At 38.1% G+C, this 21069-nt stretch carries 21 protein-coding genes; 16 read left to right on the top strand and 5 right to left on the bottom strand.

The features are described from left to right. Positions 1-50 precede the first annotated feature (50 nt). Complete coding sequence (locus F7732_RS04780; RefSeq protein WP_151572518.1) at positions 51-779, top strand: LysM peptidoglycan-binding and 3D domain-containing protein; 729 nt, start codon at positions 51-53, stop codon at positions 777-779. A 95-nt stretch (positions 780-874) separates the two neighbouring features. Here the strand turns inward: F7732_RS04780 and F7732_RS04775 are convergent, their stop codons facing one another. Next, positions 875-1660 (bottom strand): hypothetical protein, encoded by a 786-nt coding sequence (locus tag F7732_RS04775; protein ID WP_151572516.1) that lies wholly within the window; start codon positions 1658-1660, stop codon positions 875-877. A 321-nt stretch (positions 1661-1981) separates the two neighbouring features. Here F7732_RS04775 and F7732_RS04770 point away from each other — a divergent pair, with 321 nt between their 5' ends. From F7732_RS04770 to F7732_RS04725, 10 genes are all read left to right on the top strand, one after another. Then, positions 1982-2560: a TerD family protein gene (locus F7732_RS04770; protein ID WP_066445207.1), complete on the top strand. Its 579-nt coding sequence runs from the start codon at positions 1982-1984 to the stop codon at positions 2558-2560. A 42-nt stretch (positions 2561-2602) separates the two neighbouring features. Then, a complete protein-coding gene (locus F7732_RS04765; protein ID WP_151572514.1) occupies positions 2603-3181 on the top strand; it encodes a TerD family protein in 579 nt (192 codons plus the stop codon). Positions 3182-3252: 71 nt separating this feature from the next. Further along, positions 3253-5499: an AAA domain-containing protein gene (locus F7732_RS04760; protein ID WP_151572512.1), complete on the top strand. Its 2247-nt coding sequence runs from the start codon at positions 3253-3255 to the stop codon at positions 5497-5499. A 44-nt stretch (positions 5500-5543) separates the two neighbouring features. Beyond that, positions 5544-6524 carry a ring-cleaving dioxygenase gene (locus F7732_RS04755; RefSeq protein ID WP_151572510.1) on the top strand — a complete coding sequence of 327 codons (981 nt, stop codon included), beginning with the start codon at positions 5544-5546 and terminating at the stop codon, positions 6522-6524. 147 nt (positions 6525-6671) lie between these two features. Next, positions 6672-8747 carry a transglycosylase domain-containing protein gene (locus F7732_RS04750; protein WP_151572508.1) on the top strand — a complete coding sequence of 692 codons (2076 nt, stop codon included), beginning with the start codon at positions 6672-6674 and terminating at the stop codon, positions 8745-8747. A 341-nt stretch (positions 8748-9088) separates the two neighbouring features. Then, a complete protein-coding gene (locus F7732_RS04745) occupies positions 9089-9283 on the top strand; it encodes a hypothetical protein (protein WP_066451587.1) in 195 nt (64 codons plus the stop codon). A gap of 43 nt (positions 9284-9326) precedes the next feature. Further along, entirely contained in the window at positions 9327-9848 is a 522-nt protein-coding gene (locus F7732_RS04740; protein WP_151572506.1) for an HD domain-containing protein, read from the top strand. Between the two features lie 679 nt (positions 9849-10527). Then, the gene (locus tag F7732_RS04735; RefSeq protein ID WP_066445226.1) at positions 10528-10965 is read left to right on the top strand and encodes a peptidylprolyl isomerase; all 438 of its coding nucleotides are present in this window, start codon (positions 10528-10530) and stop codon (positions 10963-10965) included. Positions 10966-11037: 72 nt separating this feature from the next. Further along, the gene (gene mug, locus F7732_RS04730; protein WP_151572504.1) at positions 11038-11553 is read left to right on the top strand and encodes a G/U mismatch-specific DNA glycosylase; all 516 of its coding nucleotides are present in this window, start codon (positions 11038-11040) and stop codon (positions 11551-11553) included. 21 nt (positions 11554-11574) lie between these two features. Beyond that, positions 11575-11919, top strand: a complete 345-nt coding sequence (locus F7732_RS04725; protein WP_192912997.1) for an MGMT family protein — start codon at positions 11575-11577, stop codon at positions 11917-11919. 7 nt (positions 11920-11926) lie between these two features. Here the strand turns inward: F7732_RS04725 and F7732_RS04720 are convergent, their stop codons facing one another. Beyond that, positions 11927-12190: a YpbS family protein gene (locus F7732_RS04720; protein ID WP_151572500.1), complete on the bottom strand. Its 264-nt coding sequence runs from the start codon at positions 12188-12190 to the stop codon at positions 11927-11929. A gap of 103 nt (positions 12191-12293) precedes the next feature. After that, a complete protein-coding gene (locus tag F7732_RS04715) occupies positions 12294-12827 on the bottom strand; it encodes a YceI family protein (protein WP_151572498.1) in 534 nt (177 codons plus the stop codon). 304 nt (positions 12828-13131) lie between these two features. Between F7732_RS04715 and F7732_RS04710 the strand changes: the two genes are divergently transcribed. Beyond that, positions 13132-15705: a helicase-related protein gene (locus tag F7732_RS04710; protein WP_151572496.1), complete on the top strand. Its 2574-nt coding sequence runs from the start codon at positions 13132-13134 to the stop codon at positions 15703-15705. A gap of 69 nt (positions 15706-15774) precedes the next feature. Here F7732_RS04710 and F7732_RS04705 read toward each other — a convergent pair whose 3' ends face one another. Further along, complete coding sequence (locus F7732_RS04705; protein WP_151572494.1) at positions 15775-16908, bottom strand: zinc-dependent alcohol dehydrogenase; 1134 nt, start codon at positions 16906-16908, stop codon at positions 15775-15777. A gap of 182 nt (positions 16909-17090) precedes the next feature. Between F7732_RS04705 and F7732_RS04700 the strand changes: the two genes are divergently transcribed. Beyond that, entirely contained in the window at positions 17091-17552 is a 462-nt protein-coding gene (locus F7732_RS04700) for an SRPBCC family protein (protein ID WP_151572492.1), read from the top strand. Positions 17553-17617: 65 nt separating this feature from the next. On the opposite strand, the gene F7732_RS04695 is transcribed toward F7732_RS04700, so the two are convergent. After that, the gene (locus F7732_RS04695; RefSeq protein WP_151572490.1) at positions 17618-18154 is read right to left on the bottom strand and encodes a ribonuclease H-like YkuK family protein; all 537 of its coding nucleotides are present in this window, start codon (positions 18152-18154) and stop codon (positions 17618-17620) included. A gap of 212 nt (positions 18155-18366) precedes the next feature. Between F7732_RS04695 and F7732_RS04690 the strand changes: the two genes are divergently transcribed. The 3 genes from F7732_RS04690 (at position 18367) to F7732_RS04680 (ending at position 21017) form a co-directional block, all read left to right on the top strand. After that, a complete protein-coding gene (locus F7732_RS04690; protein WP_151572488.1) occupies positions 18367-19098 on the top strand; it encodes a DsbA family oxidoreductase in 732 nt (243 codons plus the stop codon). A gap of 145 nt (positions 19099-19243) precedes the next feature. Continuing rightward, the gene (locus F7732_RS04685) at positions 19244-20419 is read left to right on the top strand and encodes a DEAD/DEAH box helicase (protein WP_151572486.1); all 1176 of its coding nucleotides are present in this window, start codon (positions 19244-19246) and stop codon (positions 20417-20419) included. 19 nt (positions 20420-20438) lie between these two features. Further along, entirely contained in the window at positions 20439-21017 is a 579-nt protein-coding gene (locus F7732_RS04680) for a branched-chain amino acid aminotransferase (RefSeq protein WP_151572484.1), read from the top strand. Positions 21018-21069 lie beyond the last annotated feature (52 nt).

Raw genomic sequence — 21069 nt, 5'->3', positions numbered from 1 at the left:
TGTTATGATTATTCCCGTTAGCGAATACAAGCTATACGAGGAGGTACAACATGAAAAAATCATTCGTAACCATGGCAGCAGCTGCTGTTTTTTTCAGTACAGCAGGTGCAGCCGTACAAGCTGAGGAAGTGACCGTCCAAAAAGGAGATACACTTTGGAAGCTTTCAGGAGAATATGATGTCAGTGTTGAACAAATTAAGGATTGGAACAGCCTGTCATCAGATAAAATTGTCGTTAATCAAGTTTTGGATATTCATAGAGAGAAAGCACATACAGTGGAAAAAGGAGATACACTTTGGAGTATAGCCAAAGCGAATGAAGTCACTGTTAAGCAATTAAAAGAATGGAATCAATTAAAAGGTGACATTATTGTATTAGGTCAAAAGATTGTCATTTTCCCTGGGTCAACTGCTTCAGCAGCCAATGAGGGTGGCAGCACAGTTAAGACAGCAGAATCTCAGCCTGTCAAAACAGCAAGTGAGGGTGTTTTAAAAGAGCTTTCAGTAGAGGCTACTGCGTATACAGCAAGCTGTAATGGCTGTTCTGGTACAACAGCAACGGGCATTAATTTAAAACAGAACCCGAATCAAAAGGTTATTGCCGTTGATCCTTCGGTAATCCCACTTGGAAGCAGAGTATATGTTGAAGGCTATGGAGAAGCAATTGCAGGAGATACTGGCGGAGCCATTAAAGGCAAAAAAATTGACGTATTCATGGCAGAAAAGCAAGATGCACTTAACTGGGGAAGAAAAACAGTAAATGTAAAAATTTTAGACTAAACTAATACATAGTTTGTAAAAGCTAATGTTTAAAAGTTTTATAGATAAGCCCAATGCTCAGTATTTAATGAAGAGCATTGGGTTTTTTTGTATGATTAAATCTTTTTCTGCTCTTCGTCTTTCATATCTGTTTGTTTTAGAAAAAAGCTCTGTACTGGCTTTGCAATGAGTTTAAATTGTGTTTCAAATTTCTCCGAAAGATAGGATGATCTTTCGTAAATGGCCGATTTAAGAGAATCCAGCTGCCGCATAATTTTATCTGTTAAAGCTTCCTGCTGATCAAGTCTTTCCATAACAGTGTTATGGAACATTTCTTGAACATCCATCTTTTTATCTAGTTCTTCATTCACTAATTCCTGAGTTGCCATTTTTTCAGTCAGCTGTTCAGAAAATGTTTCCAGAACATCCAGTTTACGTGCTAAGCTTTGAGTTGAGGCATCTTGATAGTGCAACTGATTTAACATCTCTTCATGAAGGGTTTCTTCTTGCTGAAGCAGTTGAACGATTGTAGTATTTGATTTTTCTAAGGAAGATAAGCGCTCCATGATTATGGCATTATTGTTCTCTTGCTTTTCGGTAAATAGAATTAATTTTGATAATAATGTATCTTGTACCTGCAGCTGATGTAAAACATTTTCATATTGTTCTTGATGACTGCTTTTTAATACTTGGACTTGATGATTCATTGCCTGATAAGAGGAAGATAATCTATTCTCCATAGTGCGATTATGATCTGAAAGCTGTTCATTTACAACAGTCTGCTGTTTCAAGAGATCCTGCAGATAATTAAGACGAAAGGAATCTTGATTATTATCAGTCAGGTGCTGTTCTTCATTCGTAAATAGTTTAAGAGATCCTTCCTGATTTTCTTTTTTTAACAAAATGACCACCCCAATTGCTGCTTGTTATTCCTGTTAATTGTCAGTATATGTGTTTTACCCATAAAATGTGGCGAAAATAGGCAGATCCCTAAGAATAGACAGAATTTTGCAGATTGATGACCATATCAGTTTACTGAATGAATGATAACGTTTAAACTAATAGTGTACATATGAAAAAAAGACTGTTTGCATAAGAGGATTGATTATAGTAGCAAGTAAGATCAGTTATGTCTTTATGCTGCTTAAAATCTTAGTTAGAACAGTCTGCAAAAATGTATTATGATATTAAAATTTGCTTAAAACATGGAAAGGATGATTTAAATGGCTATTTCATTATCAAAAGGGCAAAAGGTTGACTTAACGAAAACAAATCCAGGGCTATCAAAAGTAATTGTGGGTCTTGGCTGGGATACAAACAAATATGACGGTGGAAATGACTTTGACTTAGATGCAAGTGTATTTCTTCTGGATTCATCAAACAAGTGTGCGTCTGAAAAAGATTTTATCTTCTACAACCAGCTTGAAGGCGGTGCTGGCTCCGTTGTACATACCGGAGACAATCGTACAGGTGAAGGAGATGGCGATGACGAGCAAGTTAAGGTAAATTTATCAGCAGTACCAGCGGGAATCGAAAAAATTTCCTTCGTTATTACGATTCATGACGGTGAAAACCGCGGTCAGAATTTTGGACAAGTTTCAAATGCTTTTGTACGAATCGTGAATGAGGAATCAAATGAAGAAATCATTCGCTATGATCTTGGAGAAGACTTCTCTATTGAAACAGCTATTGTAGTTGGTGAATTGTATCGTCATGCAGGCGAGTGGAAGTTCTCTGCGGTAGGTTCAGGCTACCAAGGCGGCCTCGCTCGCATTGCTACTGATTTTGGTTTACAAGTATAAGTTTAGCTTTATAAGAAAGAGTAAGGAGGCGGCTCAGGGAAAATGGGTATTCAGCTTTCAAAAGGACAGAGAATAGACTTAACTAAAACTAATCCTGGACTAGTTAAAGCGGTAATTGGACTAGGCTGGGATACAAATAAGTACCAGGGTGGACAGGATTTTGACCTTGATGCGTCTGCATTCCTCGTCGACGCTCAGAACAAATGTGTTAATGATCATGATTTTATCTTTTATAATAACCTTCAGCATCCAAGTGGCGCCATTATCCATACAGGCGATAACCGTACAGGTGAGGGAGATGGAGATGACGAACAGCTGATCGTTGACTTTTCATCTATTCCTTCATATGTCGACCGTATTGGAATCACTGTTACCATACATGATGCAGAACTAAGAAAGCAAAACTTTGGACAAGTTTCCAATGCGTTTGTGCGCTTAGTAGATGAAGCAAATGGTCAGGAACTGCTCCGTTTTGACTTAGGCGAAGATTTTTCTATTGAAACGGCAGTGGTAGTATGTGAATTATACCGACACGGCAATGACTGGAAATTCAATGCTGTCGGCAGCGGTTTTTCTGGCGGTCTTGCCTCACTTTGCAAAAACTATGGATTGCAAGTATAATATGTAAACAAAAAGAAGAGCGATTTCGCTCTTCTTTTTTTACTTCAAAAGTAACAATACTGAGGGATAAAATGACAACGGTTAAAACATATATAAAAGAATGGCAAAAAGCATTGCAATCAGAAATTATGTTTCTAAAGACAAAAGGAAGTACAAAATACACCCTTTTTAACGGCAGATTACTTTCTAAACAGGAAAAATATAATTATTACTTTGAAACGGCAATACAAATAAAGATTCCGGTCGGTTCATTAGTACGTATTGTATGGGGAACTAGAGAGGTGCAGGGACGGATTCTTTCATCTGAGGGAGAAAATATGATCCTTGCACTTGAAGCCTTTTTAGGGAATGAACTATCACAGCTGCAATTATATTATGATCCATGGGAATTGTTAGATGAATTGCATACAAGACTGGAAGAATTAAAAAAAAGCAAAAGAAAACGAGCAAGAGTCCAGCGTCTCATGAATCCGGACATGGAGGATAAGCATCCTTCTGAAAAGGCTGGCTCAAATGTACATGAACTTGTTCTTCGCTCCAAATATAATCCAGTAACATACGTATGGGGACCACCAGGTACTGGAAAAACATATACATTGGCTCGAACAGCAGCCAATAAATATTTAAAGAATCAAAAAGTATTAATCCTCGCCCAGAGTAATCAGGCAGTAGATGTTCTAATGGCCGAAACGGCTGCTTTTTTGAAAAAGAAAGGCAAATTTCACGAAGGTGATATGCTCCGCTATGGGGTGAGTACGGGTGAAATGCTTGCTGTACATCCGGAATTGACAGCTGCTCATCTATTGTCTGCCGATCAAAGCCAGATTGGAAAAGAGAAGGAAGAGCTATTACAGGAAAGAAGGCTATTAAAACAGGATCTTTCAAACTCATTTAGCGGAAGAGATACAGATACATTGCTGGCTGTAGAAAAAAAGCTATCAAATGTACTTGAGAAAATCCGTCAGAAGGAAATGAAGTTATTAAAAGAAGCAAAAATAGTAGGTGTCACACTTTCTAAAGCGGCTAGAGATGCCAGCATTTATGAAAGTGAATTTGATGTTATTATCATTGATGAAGCAAGTATGGCGTATACCCCGCAAATTGCCTTTGCGGCATCCATAGGAAAAAGAGTGATCGTATGCGGAGACTTTAAGCAGCTGCCGCCAATTGCCTCAGCAAACAGTCTCATTGTCAATCAGTGGCTTAAGGAAGATATTTTCCACCACGCAAAAGTGACAAATTGGATCGGAGAAGGTAAGCTGCATCCTCACCTATTTCTGTTAAAAGAACAGAGAAGGATGCATCCTCAGATTTCTGCCTTCACAAATAAGCATGTCTATCATTCTCTTGTGGCTGATTTTCCAGGGGTTGAACAAGCGCGCAATGCAATTGCAGAACTTCAGCCATTTCCTCAAAATGCCTCTATCCTGCTGAATTCTGCTGGTGCAGGAACATACGGGATGACAGAAAGAACGTCTCGCTCACGAGTGAATTTATGGCATCTGCTTTTATCTTTTCAAGTCTTGCATGAAGCATATTCAGCTGGAATTCAATCTATTGGCTATGTAACGCCATATCGTTCTCAGGCGAACCTAATGGAGCAGCTTCTCAATGAATTTTATGGTGAGATGTTAGAGAAATCGGATATTCTTGCTGCTACTGTTCATCGTTTTCAAGGCAGTGAAAAGGACGTAATGATTTTTGATTCAACAGACAGTTTTTCTCATACTCGTCCTGGAATGCTTTTAACAGGCAAAGATAGTGAAAGATTAATAAATGTTGCGATTACAAGATCCAGAGGGAAATTTATTCATATTGCTGATGCAGATTTTGTCCAAAAGACCGTAACAAAAGAAAAAACATGGCGCAAGCTCGTTTCCCATCAAGAAAGGGATCACCAAGCAGTTTCACAGCAGCAGATTGGAAGCTGGATCCAAACTCCGCATATGAATTTAAAATGGCTGCATGCAAGAAGGCTTGATCTAGTTAAAACCGATATTCAGCGTACGAATAAAGGGATTATATTTGGTCTATCTTCTAGCAATAAATTGCCTGACGAATGGATAGATCTGCTGAATGAGAGAGGAAAAGGAGTCGCATTGACTTTGTTATCTGATCAGAAAATCGATTCTTTACAGGTAAACGATCAATATCCAAATCCGCTGCCATTTCCATTTCTCATTTTTGACGAGAAGGTTGTCTGGCTGGGAATGCCAGTTGAAGACTTAATGAGAGCAAAACCCCCATACGCAGCCGCACGAGTACGTTCCAAAGTGCTGGCTGGTTATTTAATGACTCAAGTAAATGTAATGAAGTAAGATATAATAAGATTAGGTAAATAAATTGAAAGCGGTGGGATACTATGAACTTAAAACCAATTCTAGGACAGCACCATGTCTCAGCTTTAACAGCAAATGCCCAGAAAAACTATCATTTTTATACTGAAATTCTCGGTTTGCGTCTTGTGAAAAAAACAGTAAATCAAGATAAACCAACAATGTACCATTTGTTCTATGCTGATGAGAGCGGATCACCCGGCACTGATTTGACCTTCTTTGAAATTAAAAATGCCGGGAGAACTTATCCAGGACATAGTAGTATTTCTGAAACAGCCCTAAGAGTTCCAAATGATCGTGCACTCTTCTATTGGATCGATCGGTTTGTTCAATTCGGAGTAAAACATGATGATATCACTGAATATGCGGGCAGAAAAGTCGTTGCCTTTGAAGATCATGAGGGACAGCGGCTATCACTTGTATCAGATGAGAATAATAGAGGGGTCAAAGGAGGAGAGCCTTGGAGAAAAGGTCCAGTTTCTGCTGAACACGCTATAATTGGTCTTGGTCCGGTTGCACTTACAGTAAAAAGCATAAAAGAAACAGCACATATTTTAACCAAAGTTCTCCAATATAAGGAAAGTGGGAAATATACAAGAGTAAAAGGAAACAGCATAACCACTTACTATGTTTTTTCAACAGGAGAAGGTGGAACAGGGGCCGAAATTCATGTTGAGGAACAGCCGGATATGCAGAAAGAGCGTCCTGGACGTGGAAGCGTGCATCATGTTGCCATTAGAGTTGAAAACGAGGAAGAATTGGGCAAGTGGGCAGAGTACTTAAAGCAATTACGTATTGGCAACTCAGGAATCGTGGAAAGATATTATTTTAAATCTATTTATTTCCGTGATGAAAATAGGATTTTATTTGAACTGGCTACAGATGGACCTGGATTTTTGCAGGATGAACACTTAGATACGCTTGGTGAAAAACTGGCGCTGCCTCCGTATCTGGAACATAAAAGAGCAGAAATAGAAGCGAATTTAACTCCACTTAAAACATCGTAAAGATGTCTGAAGGATTCTGCCAGCCTATTGACTTGTTGATTTATTGATCATATATGAAACCTTTCTCTCTATTTTACGTTTAATATATAGTAATAGTATCTAACATCAGGAAGATTGAGTTCAAAAGGTACTGTAAAGGAGAAAGATATGAGCAGATTACAGCCCGTTTGGGAAAACATAAAACGTTATTGGAAAAAGTTCCATCTGACACAAATCATTTTATTGCTGGGTTTATCGGCAGTATTGTTTACCATTTTGTTCTTTGCTTTTTTAGCTGCGACAGCAAATGTTGAGACATTACAGGATGGACTCAGACAGTCAACGGTTATATATGACAAAGATGGAGATGCAGCAGCAAAGTTAGCTTCTAATCGTGCAGAAGGTGTCTCAATTGAAGAAATTCCCGAGCATGTAATGAATGCAGTCATTGCCATTGAGGATGAGCGTTTTTATGAGCATAATGGATTTGATGTTAAGGGGATCGCACGGGCCTTTTTCAGTAATTTGTTTGCAGGGAAAATTACTGGCGGCGGAAGTACGCTGACACAGCAATTAACAAAAAACGCTCTTTTAACAACAGAACAGACGTATCGCCGTAAAGCAGAGGAGCTTTTCTTAGCAGTTGAAATTGAAAAAAAGTATGAAAAAGATGAAATCCTGCAAATGTATTTAAATCAAGTATACTTTGGCAGTGGAGCATGGGGAATCAGCAGTGCAGCTAACACATACTTCAGCAAAAAGCCGTCACAACTCACCATAAGCGAAGCTGCTGTTCTGGCAGGACTGCTGCAGTCACCATCTGTTCTGGATCCGAATAAGAATTATGATCGTTCGATGGAGCGGCGAAATGTTGTATTAAGTAAAATGAATGAATTAGGATATATTACAGAGCAAGAATTCAGCGATGCAAAAGCAGAAAAAATTGTATTAAAAGAAGGTTCAGGAACTGCAATGGAACGTAAATATCCATATTATATCGATGCTGTTCTTGATGAGGCGATTCATACGTATGGTTTAACACAAGAAGAGATTTTTACTAGAGGCTATAAAATATATACAGAACTGGATCAAAATCTGCAATCCGGTTTAGAACTTGTCTACAGCAGAGACTCATTATTCCCACAAGGCAGGGGCGGTGAGATTGTTCAAAGCGGAGGCGTACTGCTCGATCCTGCAACAGGAGGAGTTCGTGCTTTAGTGGGAGGAAGAGGAGAACATGTATTCCGCGGTTTTAACAGAGCTACACATATTAAGATGCAGCCTGGTTCAACATTAAAGCCACTTGCTGTATATACACCTGCTCTGGAGGAAGGCTACACAGGAGATTCTATGCTGAAAGATGAGCTTCAAACCTACGGTGATTATCAGCCTGAAAATGCTTCAAAGCAATATGCTGGAGAAGTAACAATGAAAAAAGCCATAGAACAATCAATCAATGCACCAGCTGTCTGGCTTCTAAATGAGATTGGATTAGAAAAGGGAATTGACGCTTTAACTCGGTTTGGGATTCCCCTGCAAGATGAAGATGAATATTTAGGAATCGGATTAGGCGGCATGCGAAGCGGTATTTCCCCGTTAAAGCTGGCAGAAGCATACGCTGCTTTCCCTAATGAAGGAAAAAGAAATGATGCTCACATTATTACGAAGATCGAAGGCCCTACAGGGAAAGTAATTGCCGAAAGAAAAAAAATAACGGTTAAAGTAACATCGAAAAAGGTTTCTGAAGAGATGACAACTCTGCTCCGTGGGGTTGTAGATGAGGGCACAGGCACAGGCACAGGCACTAAAATGGACGATGTGCAGATTGCCGGTAAAACCGGATCAACACAGCTTCCATATGCAGATATTAATGGTACAAAAGATCAGTGGTTTGTCGGCTATACAAAGAACTTAGTTGGAGCAGTCTGGCTCGGTTATGACAAAACTGATCGTGAGCATTATTTATCAACCAGCAGTTCCGAAACTGTTGTCCCTGTATTCCGTGCGATTATGGAGCAATCGGTTCAGCATATGGAAATGGAGAACTTTACAGAAGAGCGTTTGAACACAGAAGAAATCCGAAAAGATGTTGAAGAAACGTTAAAAGAACAAGCAGAAAAAATTGAAGGAAAACTAAAAGAAGAGATGCCAAAATGGAAAGAAGGCTTAAATAAGGGATTAGAAGAACTCGATCAATTTGGCGACTTCTTAAAAGAAAAATGGGGAGAAATAAAAGGAAATTAGAATTAATTCTTTTGACTCAAATATAGAAGGTTTATCATTTTATATAAGATAATATACGAACAATAGACAGACAAGTGATCCTTAAAAAATCTTTTGTTTGTCTCTTGTTCATTTTTTTGATAGTTGCAGAGTTGACTGATGTTTATACTTATAAAAGACTTAAATAACACTTTTAGCCGTATGCATGCCAGAGGGAACGAAAGAATGCCAAACTTTGGCTGGATGGGCGGGAAAACGAGACAACGCAAAAATACTTAGTAAATAAGCGAGATTGATTCATGATAACAACTGCTAGCACTTTGCTATATTTATGTTATCATATGCTATATGAGGTGATAAATATGAGTTCAGATCAAAGAATCCAAGTAAATGTACGATTAAAAAAAGATACGAATAATAAGTTGGATGAAATCGTCGAATATTATCAGGAGAATACAAAATTTGGACGTGTTTATAAAGGAGACGTTCTAACCGATATCATTGAAAAATCATATGATATTATGTTAAAGCAAAAAAAGATGGGTAAAAAAATGTAAGATGACTATATGATATCTTTCTCGATGGTAAGGAGAGTGGAACATGAGGGATGTTACCTTAACTGAGATTTATCAGCACAGAATCGCACAAAAATATGTCACGCGTTCGGGCCTTGCCCATGCTATTGCTGTCAGTTATCATGCATTTCGTCTGGCAAAAGAGCAGGGAGTTGATCCAGATAGTGCTGCCAAAGCAGGCTTCCTTCATGACATAGGTCATTATACTTGGTATAAAAATGGAAAATGGGATTATGATTTATATAAAAAGAACGATATCCACGCCATAAAAGGTGCTGAAAGAGCCCATAAACTGCTTATAAGACTTGGTGAAAATCCGGTCAAAGCTAAAGAAATTGCGCTAGCTATCCTTTTCCACACTGACTCATTTATGCCAGGTGGCGAAGTAATCCGTACTCCGCTGCAATCTATTGTCAAAAGAGCGGACGAATTAGATGAAGAACCAGGCGGTGCACATCACTACCGCACCCTAGAATACGACCGCGCCCTTAAAAGCCTGCAGGAATTGGATGAAAGAATTGAGAAGTTCCTAAACCAAAATGAATAAGGTGTAAAAAACATAAAACTAAAAAGAGTAAAACAACTATTCATCTAATAAAGTTATAAAAGCTTTTTAGACATTAGATTTTTTGTTGTTCTTATTATTTTGCGATTATTTGTTAGAGAAATGGAGCGGAGGACCCTCGACTCCGGAGGGAAGTAGAGGAAAAGGTGGGACCCCGCAGGCTTGCCGAGGAGGCTCAGCTTCCTCCCCTCGGAAAGCGAGGAACCGCAGCGCAATGGAACGGACTCGATTTACATGTAGCTATACTTTAATTATTCGTATGTTTCATTTACCTCATCCTATTTAAGAACTGTATATTTTTTTAGTTCTTTTGACCTCTTTTCAGCAGAATAATGCCGCTATCCCCTCTTTTTGTCGTAATAATATTGTCCTAAATCTCATTTTTGGATACTATTTAATTAAGGAAGGTGATAGAATGCGGCCCAGAACGAAAAAATCAGCGATCTCATTTGATAATCTAAAGTACAATCTAACTACTGTTTTCTTGCATTTATCATTTTACGGAATTATTATTCTAATCTTACTATTATTTTTCGAATTCTTTGGTTGATTTATAAGATTCTGAAACCGTGCATTTCCTATATTAAACTGCAAATAATTTTGTTCTTGTACAGTTTAATGGTAATATGTAAGAGGATTTTAAACAAAGGAGATGCTTTTAATGACTAAAAAAGGATACATACAACTGCAAAACGGTAAAAAAGTAGAATTCGAATTATATCCCAATGAAGCACCTGGAACGGTTGCAAACTTCGAAAAGCTTGCAAATGAAGGTTTCTATGATGGATTAACTTTCCACCGTGTAATTCCTGGATTTGTTAGCCAAGGTGGCTGCCCTAACGGAACAGGAACTGGCGGACCTGGCTACACAATCAAATGTGAAACAGAAGGAAACCCTCATAAGCACGAAGTTGGTTCTTTATCAATGGCACATGCTGGAAAAGATACAGGCGGAAGCCAATTCTTTATCGTACACGAGCAACAGCCGCACTTAAATGGTGTGCATACTGTATTTGGTAAAGTTACATCAGGCATGGATGCAGTAACAGATATGAATAATGGCGATGTAATGGAGAAAGTAGTCGTTACTGAAGCATAATCAATTTGAAAAAGAGTCGACTTCGGCTCTTTTTCTATGTGTTTTTCTAAACTATTTAAACAGAGGTGCATTATGAAACCAGTAAATGATATTATATGCCCGGATTTGGATGTGTTATTTATTGGTTTTAACCCCAGCATAAAATCATCTGAAACCGGCCATCATTTTGCAAACCGCAGCAATCGTTTTTGGAAGATCCTCCATGAATCAGGCATGACACCTTATCAATATTTGCCTGAACAAGATCAGGAATTATTAGAGTTAAACTATGGGTTAACAAATATCGTGGCACGTCCAACAAAGGCTGCGGATGAAATAACCAAAGAAGAATACAATGATGGACGAATACTGCTGGCTGAAAAGTTAAAAACATACCAGCCTAAAATTGCCTGTTATGTAGGAAAGGGAGTATATGAGCAACTGGCAAAAAAGAAAAAAATCCCTTGGGGTATTCAAGAAACTTCTGTTGTACCAGGAATCATTGATTTTGTAGCTCCTTCATCAAGTGGACTTGTTCGCATGAGACTCAATGAGATAGTCGATATTTATAAGCTGGTAAATAAACAATTAAGAGAGTTACAGCAATAATAGAGTAGGTGTTTCAGTATGCTGCCTTTTACAGAGAACGTACTGGAAATTATTAAACAAATACCTTCTGGCAGAGTAATGACTTATGGTCAGATTGCTGCCATTGCAGGCAGCAAAAGAGGAGCGAGACAAGTAGCCCGAATACTGCATTCTATGAGTGGAAAGTATTCGCTGCCATGGCATCGAGTGGTTAATGCGAAAGGTGAGATTGCTTTACATAATCATGAACTTGCTAATAGGCAGAAGGAATTACTGGAATTGGAGGGTGTTTTCATTCAAAATAACCAGAGGTTCGACTTAAACCATTATAAATATACGGGTGAAATGGCATTTAAAAAAGAAAAAGAAGACTTCCCTTGGGAATAAGAAGTCTTCAGGATGTTTCCAATTTCCCAGCATATTCTTCAACCATTTCTGCGGTGACGATCTTTCTTTGAGGAACAGCTCCCAGCTTGGCTAATTCGTTCATTTTTACTGTAATTGCATTTATTTCGGTCACACTATACTCTTTACCAGCCTGACAATCTTGAACAGCAATATCAATATATCGTTCTCTCTCATGATCCAGTCTGATAAACTCTGTAATTCTGCTGTTTTGTTTCTTCACATGCTTGGTTATAGCTTTATGTACACTCATCTATACTTTCCCCCTGAATCATTGTATCAGTGACACAATCATACTATGCGGTCAAGATAAAAGAAAGCACTCTGATCAATTTCAGAGTGCTTTTTGTTTGAGTTTATTCAGCTTTAGCTGCTTGAAGCTCAAGTTGAATTTTTACTTTATCGCCGACTAAAACTCCGCCAGTTTCTAATGCTGTGTTCCAAGTTAAACCATACTCGCTTCTTTTAAGAACACCTTCAACACTGAAGCCTGCTTTTTCATTTCCCCAAGGATCTTTTCCAGAACCTTCGTAAGTTGCATTTAATGTTTCAGATTTAGTAATACCGTTTAATGTAAGATCACCAGTAATTAAATAATCTCCATCACCTTCGCTGATGATATTTGTTGCTTTAAACGTTAATACCGGGTGATTTTCTACATCGAAGAAATCAGCTGAACGAAGGTGGTTGTCACGGTCTTCGTTTCTTGTATCAATGCTTGCAAGGTCTACTGTGAATTCAATCGTAGCTGTTGTTAAATCAGCAGTATCAGCTTCGATTACTGCATCAAATTTTTTGAAAGAACCTTTAACATTTGCAATCATCATGTGTTTGATTGAAAAATCTACTGCACTGTGTGTTTGATCTAAAGCCCATTTTGTTTTAGCCATTTTAAATCTCCTCCAAATAGTTATTATTTATTTATCTTTAATTCAAGATATATTAATTCTAGATAAATTATATGAGGATTTTGATGAGGTGTCAATTCTTTTTTTTAGAACTTTACAGTTGTTTTCTAAAAATTAATACTACTGCAAAAAATGATAAGCTTATACTCATATTAAGAGAGAAGAAGGGTACATTATGGATATTTTCACTTAGTAACTTCATAATAAAGGATAAACAGCGATGTATTGTAATGATCATGATACAATAAGAAAACTAGATGTTATATTACATAAAAGGGGTACATAAATGGAGTTTCTCGATTATATACATAAGGACGCAATTCAACATACAAAAGAGAAAATTTTAGAGGATTTGGATGCTTATCTAGGCAGCAGGAGTGTACAGCCATCCTTTCAGGAATATATGCATGATCGTTTAATTTATATTGAACAAATTTGGAAAAATGTCTGGGTGAATAAGGCACACAATAAAATGTCCAGACATAAGAAACGGCAGTATTTAGAAGACAAGGGCATTGAGACGGTTTCAGCTGACAAAAAACTGATCAATCAGCTATTTAAAAAAGAAATTAGTGATTACCGGCCATTTGATGCTGAAAAATGGCTGTTAGAAGGATTCTCTCATCAGGATGATAAATGGAATGAGCGTTTTAATCACGCACGAAATCAATTCAAGTTAAAGCAGGCTGTTCGCAATAAAGAGATGGAAAAGCAAAAACTTCATGAAGTGATTGAGAATTTAACAGAAGGTTTGATTATTCAAAATGAAAGATCTCTTTATCTGAAATTAAGATATCATATTGCAAAGCAGCTTTTAAATGATGTATCAGCAAAGATTCGATATAGAAAAATTGAAACAACAGCACTTGAAGAGCAGCTGGAAGAAATCGGAGCATTTTCATTCGAACCGTTCAGCAAAATGGGAGATTTCTTTGAAGAGCTTACAGGCAATATCCATAAGACCATGTATAGAGGCAGATGGTATTTTGAATATGAAACCTACTTTTATATTTATGAACGAGCTATTCGTTCCTTCTTATCAGAAGCATTGCAGGTAATGCTGTTAGAAAATATGCCGCATTCTATTTTTGAACAATACGAAAACGTTTATGAGAAAGCACTTACCGGCAGTATTTTAAAGAAAAAGGTTTCTTATTTGTTTGGAGAATTGACGGAGCATTTTATTGAATTCATTCAAGATGAGTATGCAGAAAATCTTTTAGTATTAGCGAAGCTTCCATATGAAGAGTCTGTTCATGATCAGTTGTATGAAGAACACCTCGCTGAGCGTAAAAAGCGGGAACAGGAGGAGCGAGCAGAGCGAAAAAGGAAGAAAGAAGAAGAAGAGAGAATGCTTTCTGATATATTTGGAGCAGAATACAGTCCTTCTGTTGATCGGCCAGTGAAATTTACGCTCCACATCGGTGATACAAATACAGGAAAAACATATCATGCGTTAGAAGAGATGAAAAAGAAAGAGAGTGGCATTTATTTAGCTCCGCTACGCCTCTTAGCATTAGAGGTGTTTGAAAAGCTAAATCAAGATGGTACACCATGTTCTTTAAAAACGGGTGAAGAAGAAAAAATCGTAAACAATGCTGCCCATATGGCTTGTACCGTTGAAATGTATTATGAAAAACAATATTATGACATCATTGTGATTGATGAGGCGCAAATGATTACCGATAAGGATCGCGGTTTTTCATGGTACAAAGCGATTACAAAAGCGAATGCAAAAGAAGTTCATATAATCGGCAGTAAAAGTGCAAAACCGATGCTGCTTCAGCTGCTGGAAGATTCTGATGTCACTGTGAAAGAGTATACCAGGGATACGCCGCTGCAAGTTGAAGACAGAGAGTTTCAGTTTAAATTTGTTAAAAAAGGGGATGCTCTCATTTGCTTTTCACGCAGAAAAGTACTTGAGACAGCTTCAAGACTGCAGAACGCAGGATATTCAGTTAGTATGATCTATGGAAGCATGCCGCCAGAAACACGAAAAAAGCAAGTACAGCAATTTGTCAATGGCCAGACAACTGTTATTGTTTCAACTGATGCCATTGGAATGGGACTTAATTTGCCGATCCGCCGCGTTGTTTTCCTTGAAAATGAGAAATTTGACGGCACAAGGCGCAGGCAGCTTACATCACAGGAAGTGAAGCAAATTGCCGGCAGAGCAGGAAGGAAGGGCTTATACAATAAAGGAATGGTCAGCTTTGTCAGAGACGTGAAGGAAATGGGGCAGCTTCTGCTTATGAAGGATGAACCGGTTTTTTCCTTTGCAATCGCACCTACACAGGGCGTTTTCGAACGTTTTCAAAGATACTCCCGCGATCTTGGCTTGTTTTTTGAGCTATGGGATAAATTTGAAAGTCCAGCCGGTACAGTTAAAGCGGCACTTCATGAAGAACGAGAGCTATATAGTATTGTTCGCGGTACCGAGATTGAGGCAAAACTGCCTTTAACAGATCTATATGGTTTTTTACATCTGCCTTTTTCAAAAAAAGAGACAGACTTAATCAGACTTTGGGAAGAAACGATGTATGCGATTGTTGATGGCTCTGAGATGCCAGAGCCGCGTTTGAAAAATAAGAACTTAGAAGAGCTAGAGCTGAGCTATAAAGCAATTGGGCTTCATTTGTTATTTTTGTACAGGCTTGATCAAAGAACGGAAGCACTGTACTGGGAACGGGTAAGGGAAGAAATCAGCCAGCATGTTCATGACAAGCTAAATTCAGATGTTCGCAACTTAACGAAAAAATGTAAACGGTGCGGCAAACAGCTTCCTTGGGAACATGATTTTCAAATCTGTGATGATTGCCATCAAACTCGCCCATATCGACAACGATATTATAAAAGGTAAAAACAACTGCATACAAAAATGACGCAATCCATACACACCTGTTATGTGAATGTATTGCGTCTTTGTTTATTAGGGTTTCAAAACAACTTTAATACAATCATCTTCATGATTATTAAACACCTTGTAGCCTTTAGGAGCATCATCTAATGCAATCTTATGTGTAATTATTTCAGTAGGATCAAACAATCCATCAGTAATCTGCTTATACAATTCAGGCATAATCGGTATAACTGGAGCTTGTCCCATCTTTAATGTAACGTTTCTCGAAAAAAAAGCTCCAAGCGGAAACAGATTGTAATTTCCTCCATACACACCTGTCAATTGAACAACACCTGACTTTCGGACGGCTTTTGTTGCAATTTGAATAGGACCAAGTGTCCCGCCCTGAAGTTTCATTTTTTGTTCAATATATTCCAGCGGTGATTTTTTTCCATCCATACCAACACAATCAATGACGATATCTGCTCCGCCTTTTGTGATTTCTTTTAAATGTTCTCCCATATCTGGATAATCGGTAAAATCAAATGTTTCAACTTTATTCGTTGCTGCAGCATGGTGAAGGCGGTATGGTAAATGGTCAACGGCGATTACCCGTGAAGCTCCTTCAAGCCAAGCAAACTTTTGCGCCATTAAGCCGATTGGCCCGCTTCCTAATATTATGACAGAATCACCCTTTTTAACACCAGCATTCTTGACACTCCAATAAGCGGTTGGGATAACATCTGATAAGAATACAAGCGATTCATCTTCAAGCTCACACGATTCAGGGATTTTAAATGGAGTAAAGTTGCCAAAAGGAACCTTTAAGTATTCCGCTTGCCCTCCTGGGTGATCACCAAATTTTTCTGAATAGCCGAAATAGCCGCCTGAATCATAGTGTGGATTAGAATTGTCACATTGGCTGGTTTCATCACTTTTGCAATATTGACATACTCCGCAGGAAACATTGAATGGAACAACAACTCGATCTCCTTTTTTGACCTTTGTCACTTCAGGTCCTACTTCTTCTACAATGCCCATCGGCTCATGTCCAATAATGTATCCTGGCGGCAAAGGGAAGTTTCCTTGATACAGATGCAAATCTGATCCGCAAATGGCTGTTGTTGTAATTTTTACAATAATGTCATCCTTTTTGGTGATAGCAGGATCTTCCACATGATCAACTGATATTGTATTTGGTCCTTGGTATGTGACAGCTTTCACTGAATTCACTCCTTTTTCTCTATATCTCATGTTTATTATTTGTTTAAAGGCCTATTTCAATCCTTGAAGGCTCTTGGACGGAAGGATTTTTGCTATGTGCCATTATATTGGCATGAATTGGTCTAGCACAGTATAAACATGATAATGAGCTAGTTTTAACTTCAAAAAAAGGAGCGTCTTCTATGCCAAATTACAGTCATACAGTAGAAGTTGACCTGCCAATTCAGCAATTATGGAATTTTGTTCATGTAATGGACAATTGGGCCCCGCTTGTTCCAGGATATATTAGTCACCGAAAGGTCAATGACAATCAATCATTATGGAGTTTTTACACAGATATTGGCGTTATGAAAAAGAAAATTGAATTACAGGTAGATATTACAGAATGGTCAGAGCCACACAAAGTAGCTTTCCAACTTACTGGTATTAACGAAAAATTATCAGGAAGCGGATATTTCTCTGCACAAAAAACGGAAGGAAAGAAAGTCGAAATGACCGGATTTTTGGACTTAACAGCTGAAGGAATGATGGCGAAAATGGCTAATTCCATTATGAAATCCTCCTTGCCGGAAATCACAAAGGAACTGACTGAAGCGGTTGCTGAAAAGGCAGAACAGCCATTAACACCAATACAAAGAAATTAAGTTAGACGCCAAGAATTTATTTAAATAGAATAAAACAGGCTTTATCAGCCTGCTCCATGTACGATTTATTTTGTATACTTATTTGCGTAGCTCGATGCAACAAAAGCATCGGGCTTTATGACGGGTTCAAAGCCTGCTGATTGAATTCTTGCAACCATTTCCTGTACATATTCTCTCGTTTTGTTCCGCTTGCCAGCTCCAATATCAAGATGCCCTTCCATTACGAAAGATGCACCGCTATAAATAAAAGGGAGCACAATGTCCGCCAATTGTATTTTTTTCTCATTGGTAAATAAGGACACAACTTCTTCGGTCAGGGCAGTTTCATAAGAAATTCGTTCATGAAGTGAATGCATTTTTCGTTTTAAACTCATTTTTTTAATGCATGCCCATGCCCCTTTTCCTTCTCTTTGGATGACAATTCCCGTAATAAACAAGGTTTTATCAGGATGGACTTGTGAATCAGTTCCAACCATCAGGCGAAAAGTGGAGCGCGGATCAAGTCTCATAAAGGAGATAATTTTACTAAATACATCATCAAATGACATCGCAGTCTCTTGCAGATTTTGAAACACAAAGCAGTTTTCCTGTTCGGTTTCCATCCAATCACCACACATTTTTTGTTTTGGCCGTCCAGTACAATCATGTCTTTGCTTGTTACAGTATATTGCTGAATACAAAAAAGTTTGTCACTTTTTTCTGTGAGGGTCATGTTCTGCTTTTTGTAGCCTAGTCATTTCCTGCATGTTGAGCATCAATTCAGCGTCACTGTTAAACAATATGCTATGATGATGGCAAGAGAGGATGATTATTAATGAAAATTCAAGTATGGTCAGATTTTGTATGCCCATTCTGTTATATAGGAAAAAGAAGATTAGAAAAGGCCATAGCTGCATTTGAACATAGTGAGCAGGTCGAAGTAGAATTTAAAAGCTTTGAATTAGATCCAAATGCGAAAACAAATAATGGTGAGAGCATACATGAAATGCTGGCTGCTAAATATGGCATGTCCGTACAGCAGGCAAAGCAGACAAATGAAGGGCTAAAACAGCAGGCTGCTGCAGAAGGTTTAACATTTGTTTTTGATGAAATGAAACCGACAAATACTTTTGATGCTCACCGTCTGGCAAAATTTGCAGGTGAAAAAGGCAAAGAAGCTGCTGTAACGGAAAAGCTGCTTGCTGCGTATTTTACAGAGTCCAAAAACTTAAGTGATCATGAAACACTTAAACAAGTGGCGGAAGAAGCAGGGCTATCCAGAGATGAAGCAAAAGAAGTGCTGGCAGATGAAACTAAATTTGCCAACGATGTGAGAATAGATGAAGCACTGGCACAGCAATATCAGATCACTGGTGTTCCTTTCTTTATTATCAATAATAAATACGCTATTTCTGGTGCGCAGCCACAGGAGACCTTTGAAGGTGCCCTTAAAAAAGTATGGGAAGAAGAAAATGAAACGCCGGTTCTCAAAACGTTTGACTTTGAAACGAAGTCAGAAAGCTGCTCTGGCGATGAATGTGAGCTTCCTGGTAAAGACGAAAACTAAGCAATGCTTGAAGACTGCATAATATATGCAGTCTTTTTTTAATATATATCAAAGCAATTCTCCATCATTCATTTGTACACTTGCATTTTTTTGTATTTACAAGCATGATATGTAACGAATACATAGAAGAAAGTAGGAAGTTTGTTTGCCGAATTTTAATCAACTAGGATTATCTCCTTCTCTTGCAGCAGCTGTTGAACAGGCTGGATTTATTCATCCGACAGATATTCAAAACAAAGCGATTCCACTAATCATTGCAGGAAACGATCTTGTTGCATTAGCACAGACAGGAACAGGGAAAACATTTGCGTTCATATTGCCTATTTTAGAGCATGTGGATCCGACCTTAAATATCATTCAAGCCTTAATCGTTACACCCACTCGTGAGCTTGCTCTTCAAGTAACTGATGAACTGGAAAAATTGGTTCATGTTAAGGATGATCTCAATGTACTGGCGGTCTATGGCGGGCAGGATGTTGAAAAGCAGCTGTCATCTCTCAGCAGATCAGTCCATATTGCTGTTGGAACGCCTGGCAGGATCATTGACCATATGAATAGAGGCAGTATTGATTTATCACAGGTATCGATGCTGGTACTTGACGAAGCAGATCAAATGCTCCATATTGGTTTTCTTAATGAAGTTGAAAAAATCATCTCTGCGTGTACAGCTCAGCGACAAACGCTGCTTTTTTCTGCTACAATGCCTGAAGATATCAAAAAGCTTTCTGCATCATATATGAATGATCCGCGGGTTATCGAAACGAAAAAATTATATAAGAAAGCTGAACATATCAAACAGCTTGCCTACTATACAACTGATCGTGCCAAACAGCAAACGCTGATTGATATTTTGCGTACACATCGTCCATACTTAGCGATTATTTTTTGCAGAACCAAAAGGAGAGTGACGAAATTATATCAATCTTTAATGGAAAAAGGATTTTCATGTGCCGAGCTGCACGGCGGTCTTTCCCAGGCAAAGCGTGAAGAAACGATGAGAGCGTTCCGAGAGAATGAGTTTCAATTTCTAATAGCAACAGATGTCGCAGCCCGCGGACTCGATGTGGAAGGTGTCACTCATGTGTTTAATTATGACATTCCACTTGATACAGACAGCTATATTCACCGTATTGGCAGGACTGGAAGAGCTGGCATGAGAGGATTGGCGATCACATTATATACTAGAGCGGAAATGTCCAAACTTGAACTGATTGAAAATGATTTATCTGCCAGACTCTCCAAGAGAACAATAGAACCAAAACAGCCGCAACAAGCCAGAGAACATCATTCGAAGAAAAGACATGGAAAACATAGAAAATAATGATAGAAGAGGTGCAAAAATGCTTACTGCAGAAATAAAGAAACTTTTAGAACAAAAACCAATCAAGCTATTTAATGAGGAAAAAGAGTATGCAATCACAAACAGCCTGATATCACCAGAAGAAATCAATGAGGTAATGCCATCACAGCTAAGATGGACTGATCTGTACATTGAACGAGGAAACAAAGAAACAGAAGAATTCTTAGGTGAAGAAACAACATCTTTTTTACAAGAAAAGATCTCTTATTTACGATCAAATCAGCAGGAATTTTTATATTTGGCATCAAAGTGGTTTGAAAATATAGAAATTGAAGGAATAATACTTGAAAAAAACGATGTCTTTCATACATATGACATTATATTTGGTCTGAAAAAGCAAAAAAAGTATGGCGATCAGCTTCGAAAAATTCTATCTGAAAAATTCCCTCTTGAAGCAAAGTATTCAATTCTTTTTAATGGAAATGATGGATTATGGGATATCAATTTGCCGATTAGCTATCTCAATGGATTCTCGGAAGATATGACGATTGAGGAAGTACTTTCACATAGCTATCAATTTCTATTCAAAATGGTTGTTGATTTAGAAAATAACAGGTGACCATGACATTTATCATGTTACGTGTATGACAGCTATGTCTTTTCGGATTGAT

The sequence above is a fragment of the Bacillus mesophilum genome (genome assembly GCF_008923265.1).
In the GTDB taxonomy this organism is placed as follows: Bacteria; Bacillota; Bacilli; order Bacillales; family Cytobacillaceae; genus Cytobacillus; species Cytobacillus mesophilum.
This window is presented reverse-complemented; position numbering and strand designations above follow the sequence as displayed.

Coding starts and splice junctions, on each gene's coding strand:
- F7732_RS04780 (WP_151572518.1), top strand. CDS start 51: ATGAAAAAATCATTCGTAACCATGGCAGCAGCTGCTGTTTTTTTCAGT.
- F7732_RS04770 (WP_066445207.1), top strand. CDS start 1,982: ATGGCTATTTCATTATCAAAAGGGCAAAAGGTTGACTTAACGAAAACA.
- F7732_RS04765 (WP_151572514.1), top strand. CDS start 2,603: ATGGGTATTCAGCTTTCAAAAGGACAGAGAATAGACTTAACTAAAACT.
- F7732_RS04760 (WP_151572512.1), top strand. CDS start 3,253: ATGACAACGGTTAAAACATATATAAAAGAATGGCAAAAAGCATTGCAA.
- F7732_RS04755 (WP_151572510.1), top strand. CDS start 5,544: ATGAACTTAAAACCAATTCTAGGACAGCACCATGTCTCAGCTTTAACA.
- F7732_RS04750 (WP_151572508.1), top strand. CDS start 6,672: ATGAGCAGATTACAGCCCGTTTGGGAAAACATAAAACGTTATTGGAAA.
- F7732_RS04745 (WP_066451587.1), top strand. CDS start 9,089: ATGAGTTCAGATCAAAGAATCCAAGTAAATGTACGATTAAAAAAAGAT.
- F7732_RS04740 (WP_151572506.1), top strand. CDS start 9,327: ATGAGGGATGTTACCTTAACTGAGATTTATCAGCACAGAATCGCACAA.
- F7732_RS04735 (WP_066445226.1), top strand. CDS start 10,528: ATGACTAAAAAAGGATACATACAACTGCAAAACGGTAAAAAAGTAGAA.
- mug (WP_151572504.1), top strand. CDS start 11,038: ATGAAACCAGTAAATGATATTATATGCCCGGATTTGGATGTGTTATTT.
- F7732_RS04720 (WP_151572500.1), bottom strand. CDS start 12,190: ATGAGTGTACATAAAGCTATAACCAAGCATGTGAAGAAACAAAACAGC.
- F7732_RS04715 (WP_151572498.1), bottom strand. CDS start 12,827: ATGGCTAAAACAAAATGGGCTTTAGATCAAACACACAGTGCAGTAGAT.
- F7732_RS04710 (WP_151572496.1), top strand. CDS start 13,132: ATGGAGTTTCTCGATTATATACATAAGGACGCAATTCAACATACAAAA.
- F7732_RS04700 (WP_151572492.1), top strand. CDS start 17,091: ATGCCAAATTACAGTCATACAGTAGAAGTTGACCTGCCAATTCAGCAA.
- F7732_RS04695 (WP_151572490.1), bottom strand. CDS start 18,154: ATGGAAACCGAACAGGAAAACTGCTTTGTGTTTCAAAATCTGCAAGAG.
- F7732_RS04690 (WP_151572488.1), top strand. CDS start 18,367: ATGAAAATTCAAGTATGGTCAGATTTTGTATGCCCATTCTGTTATATA.
- F7732_RS04680 (WP_151572484.1), top strand. CDS start 20,439: ATGCTTACTGCAGAAATAAAGAAACTTTTAGAACAAAAACCAATCAAG.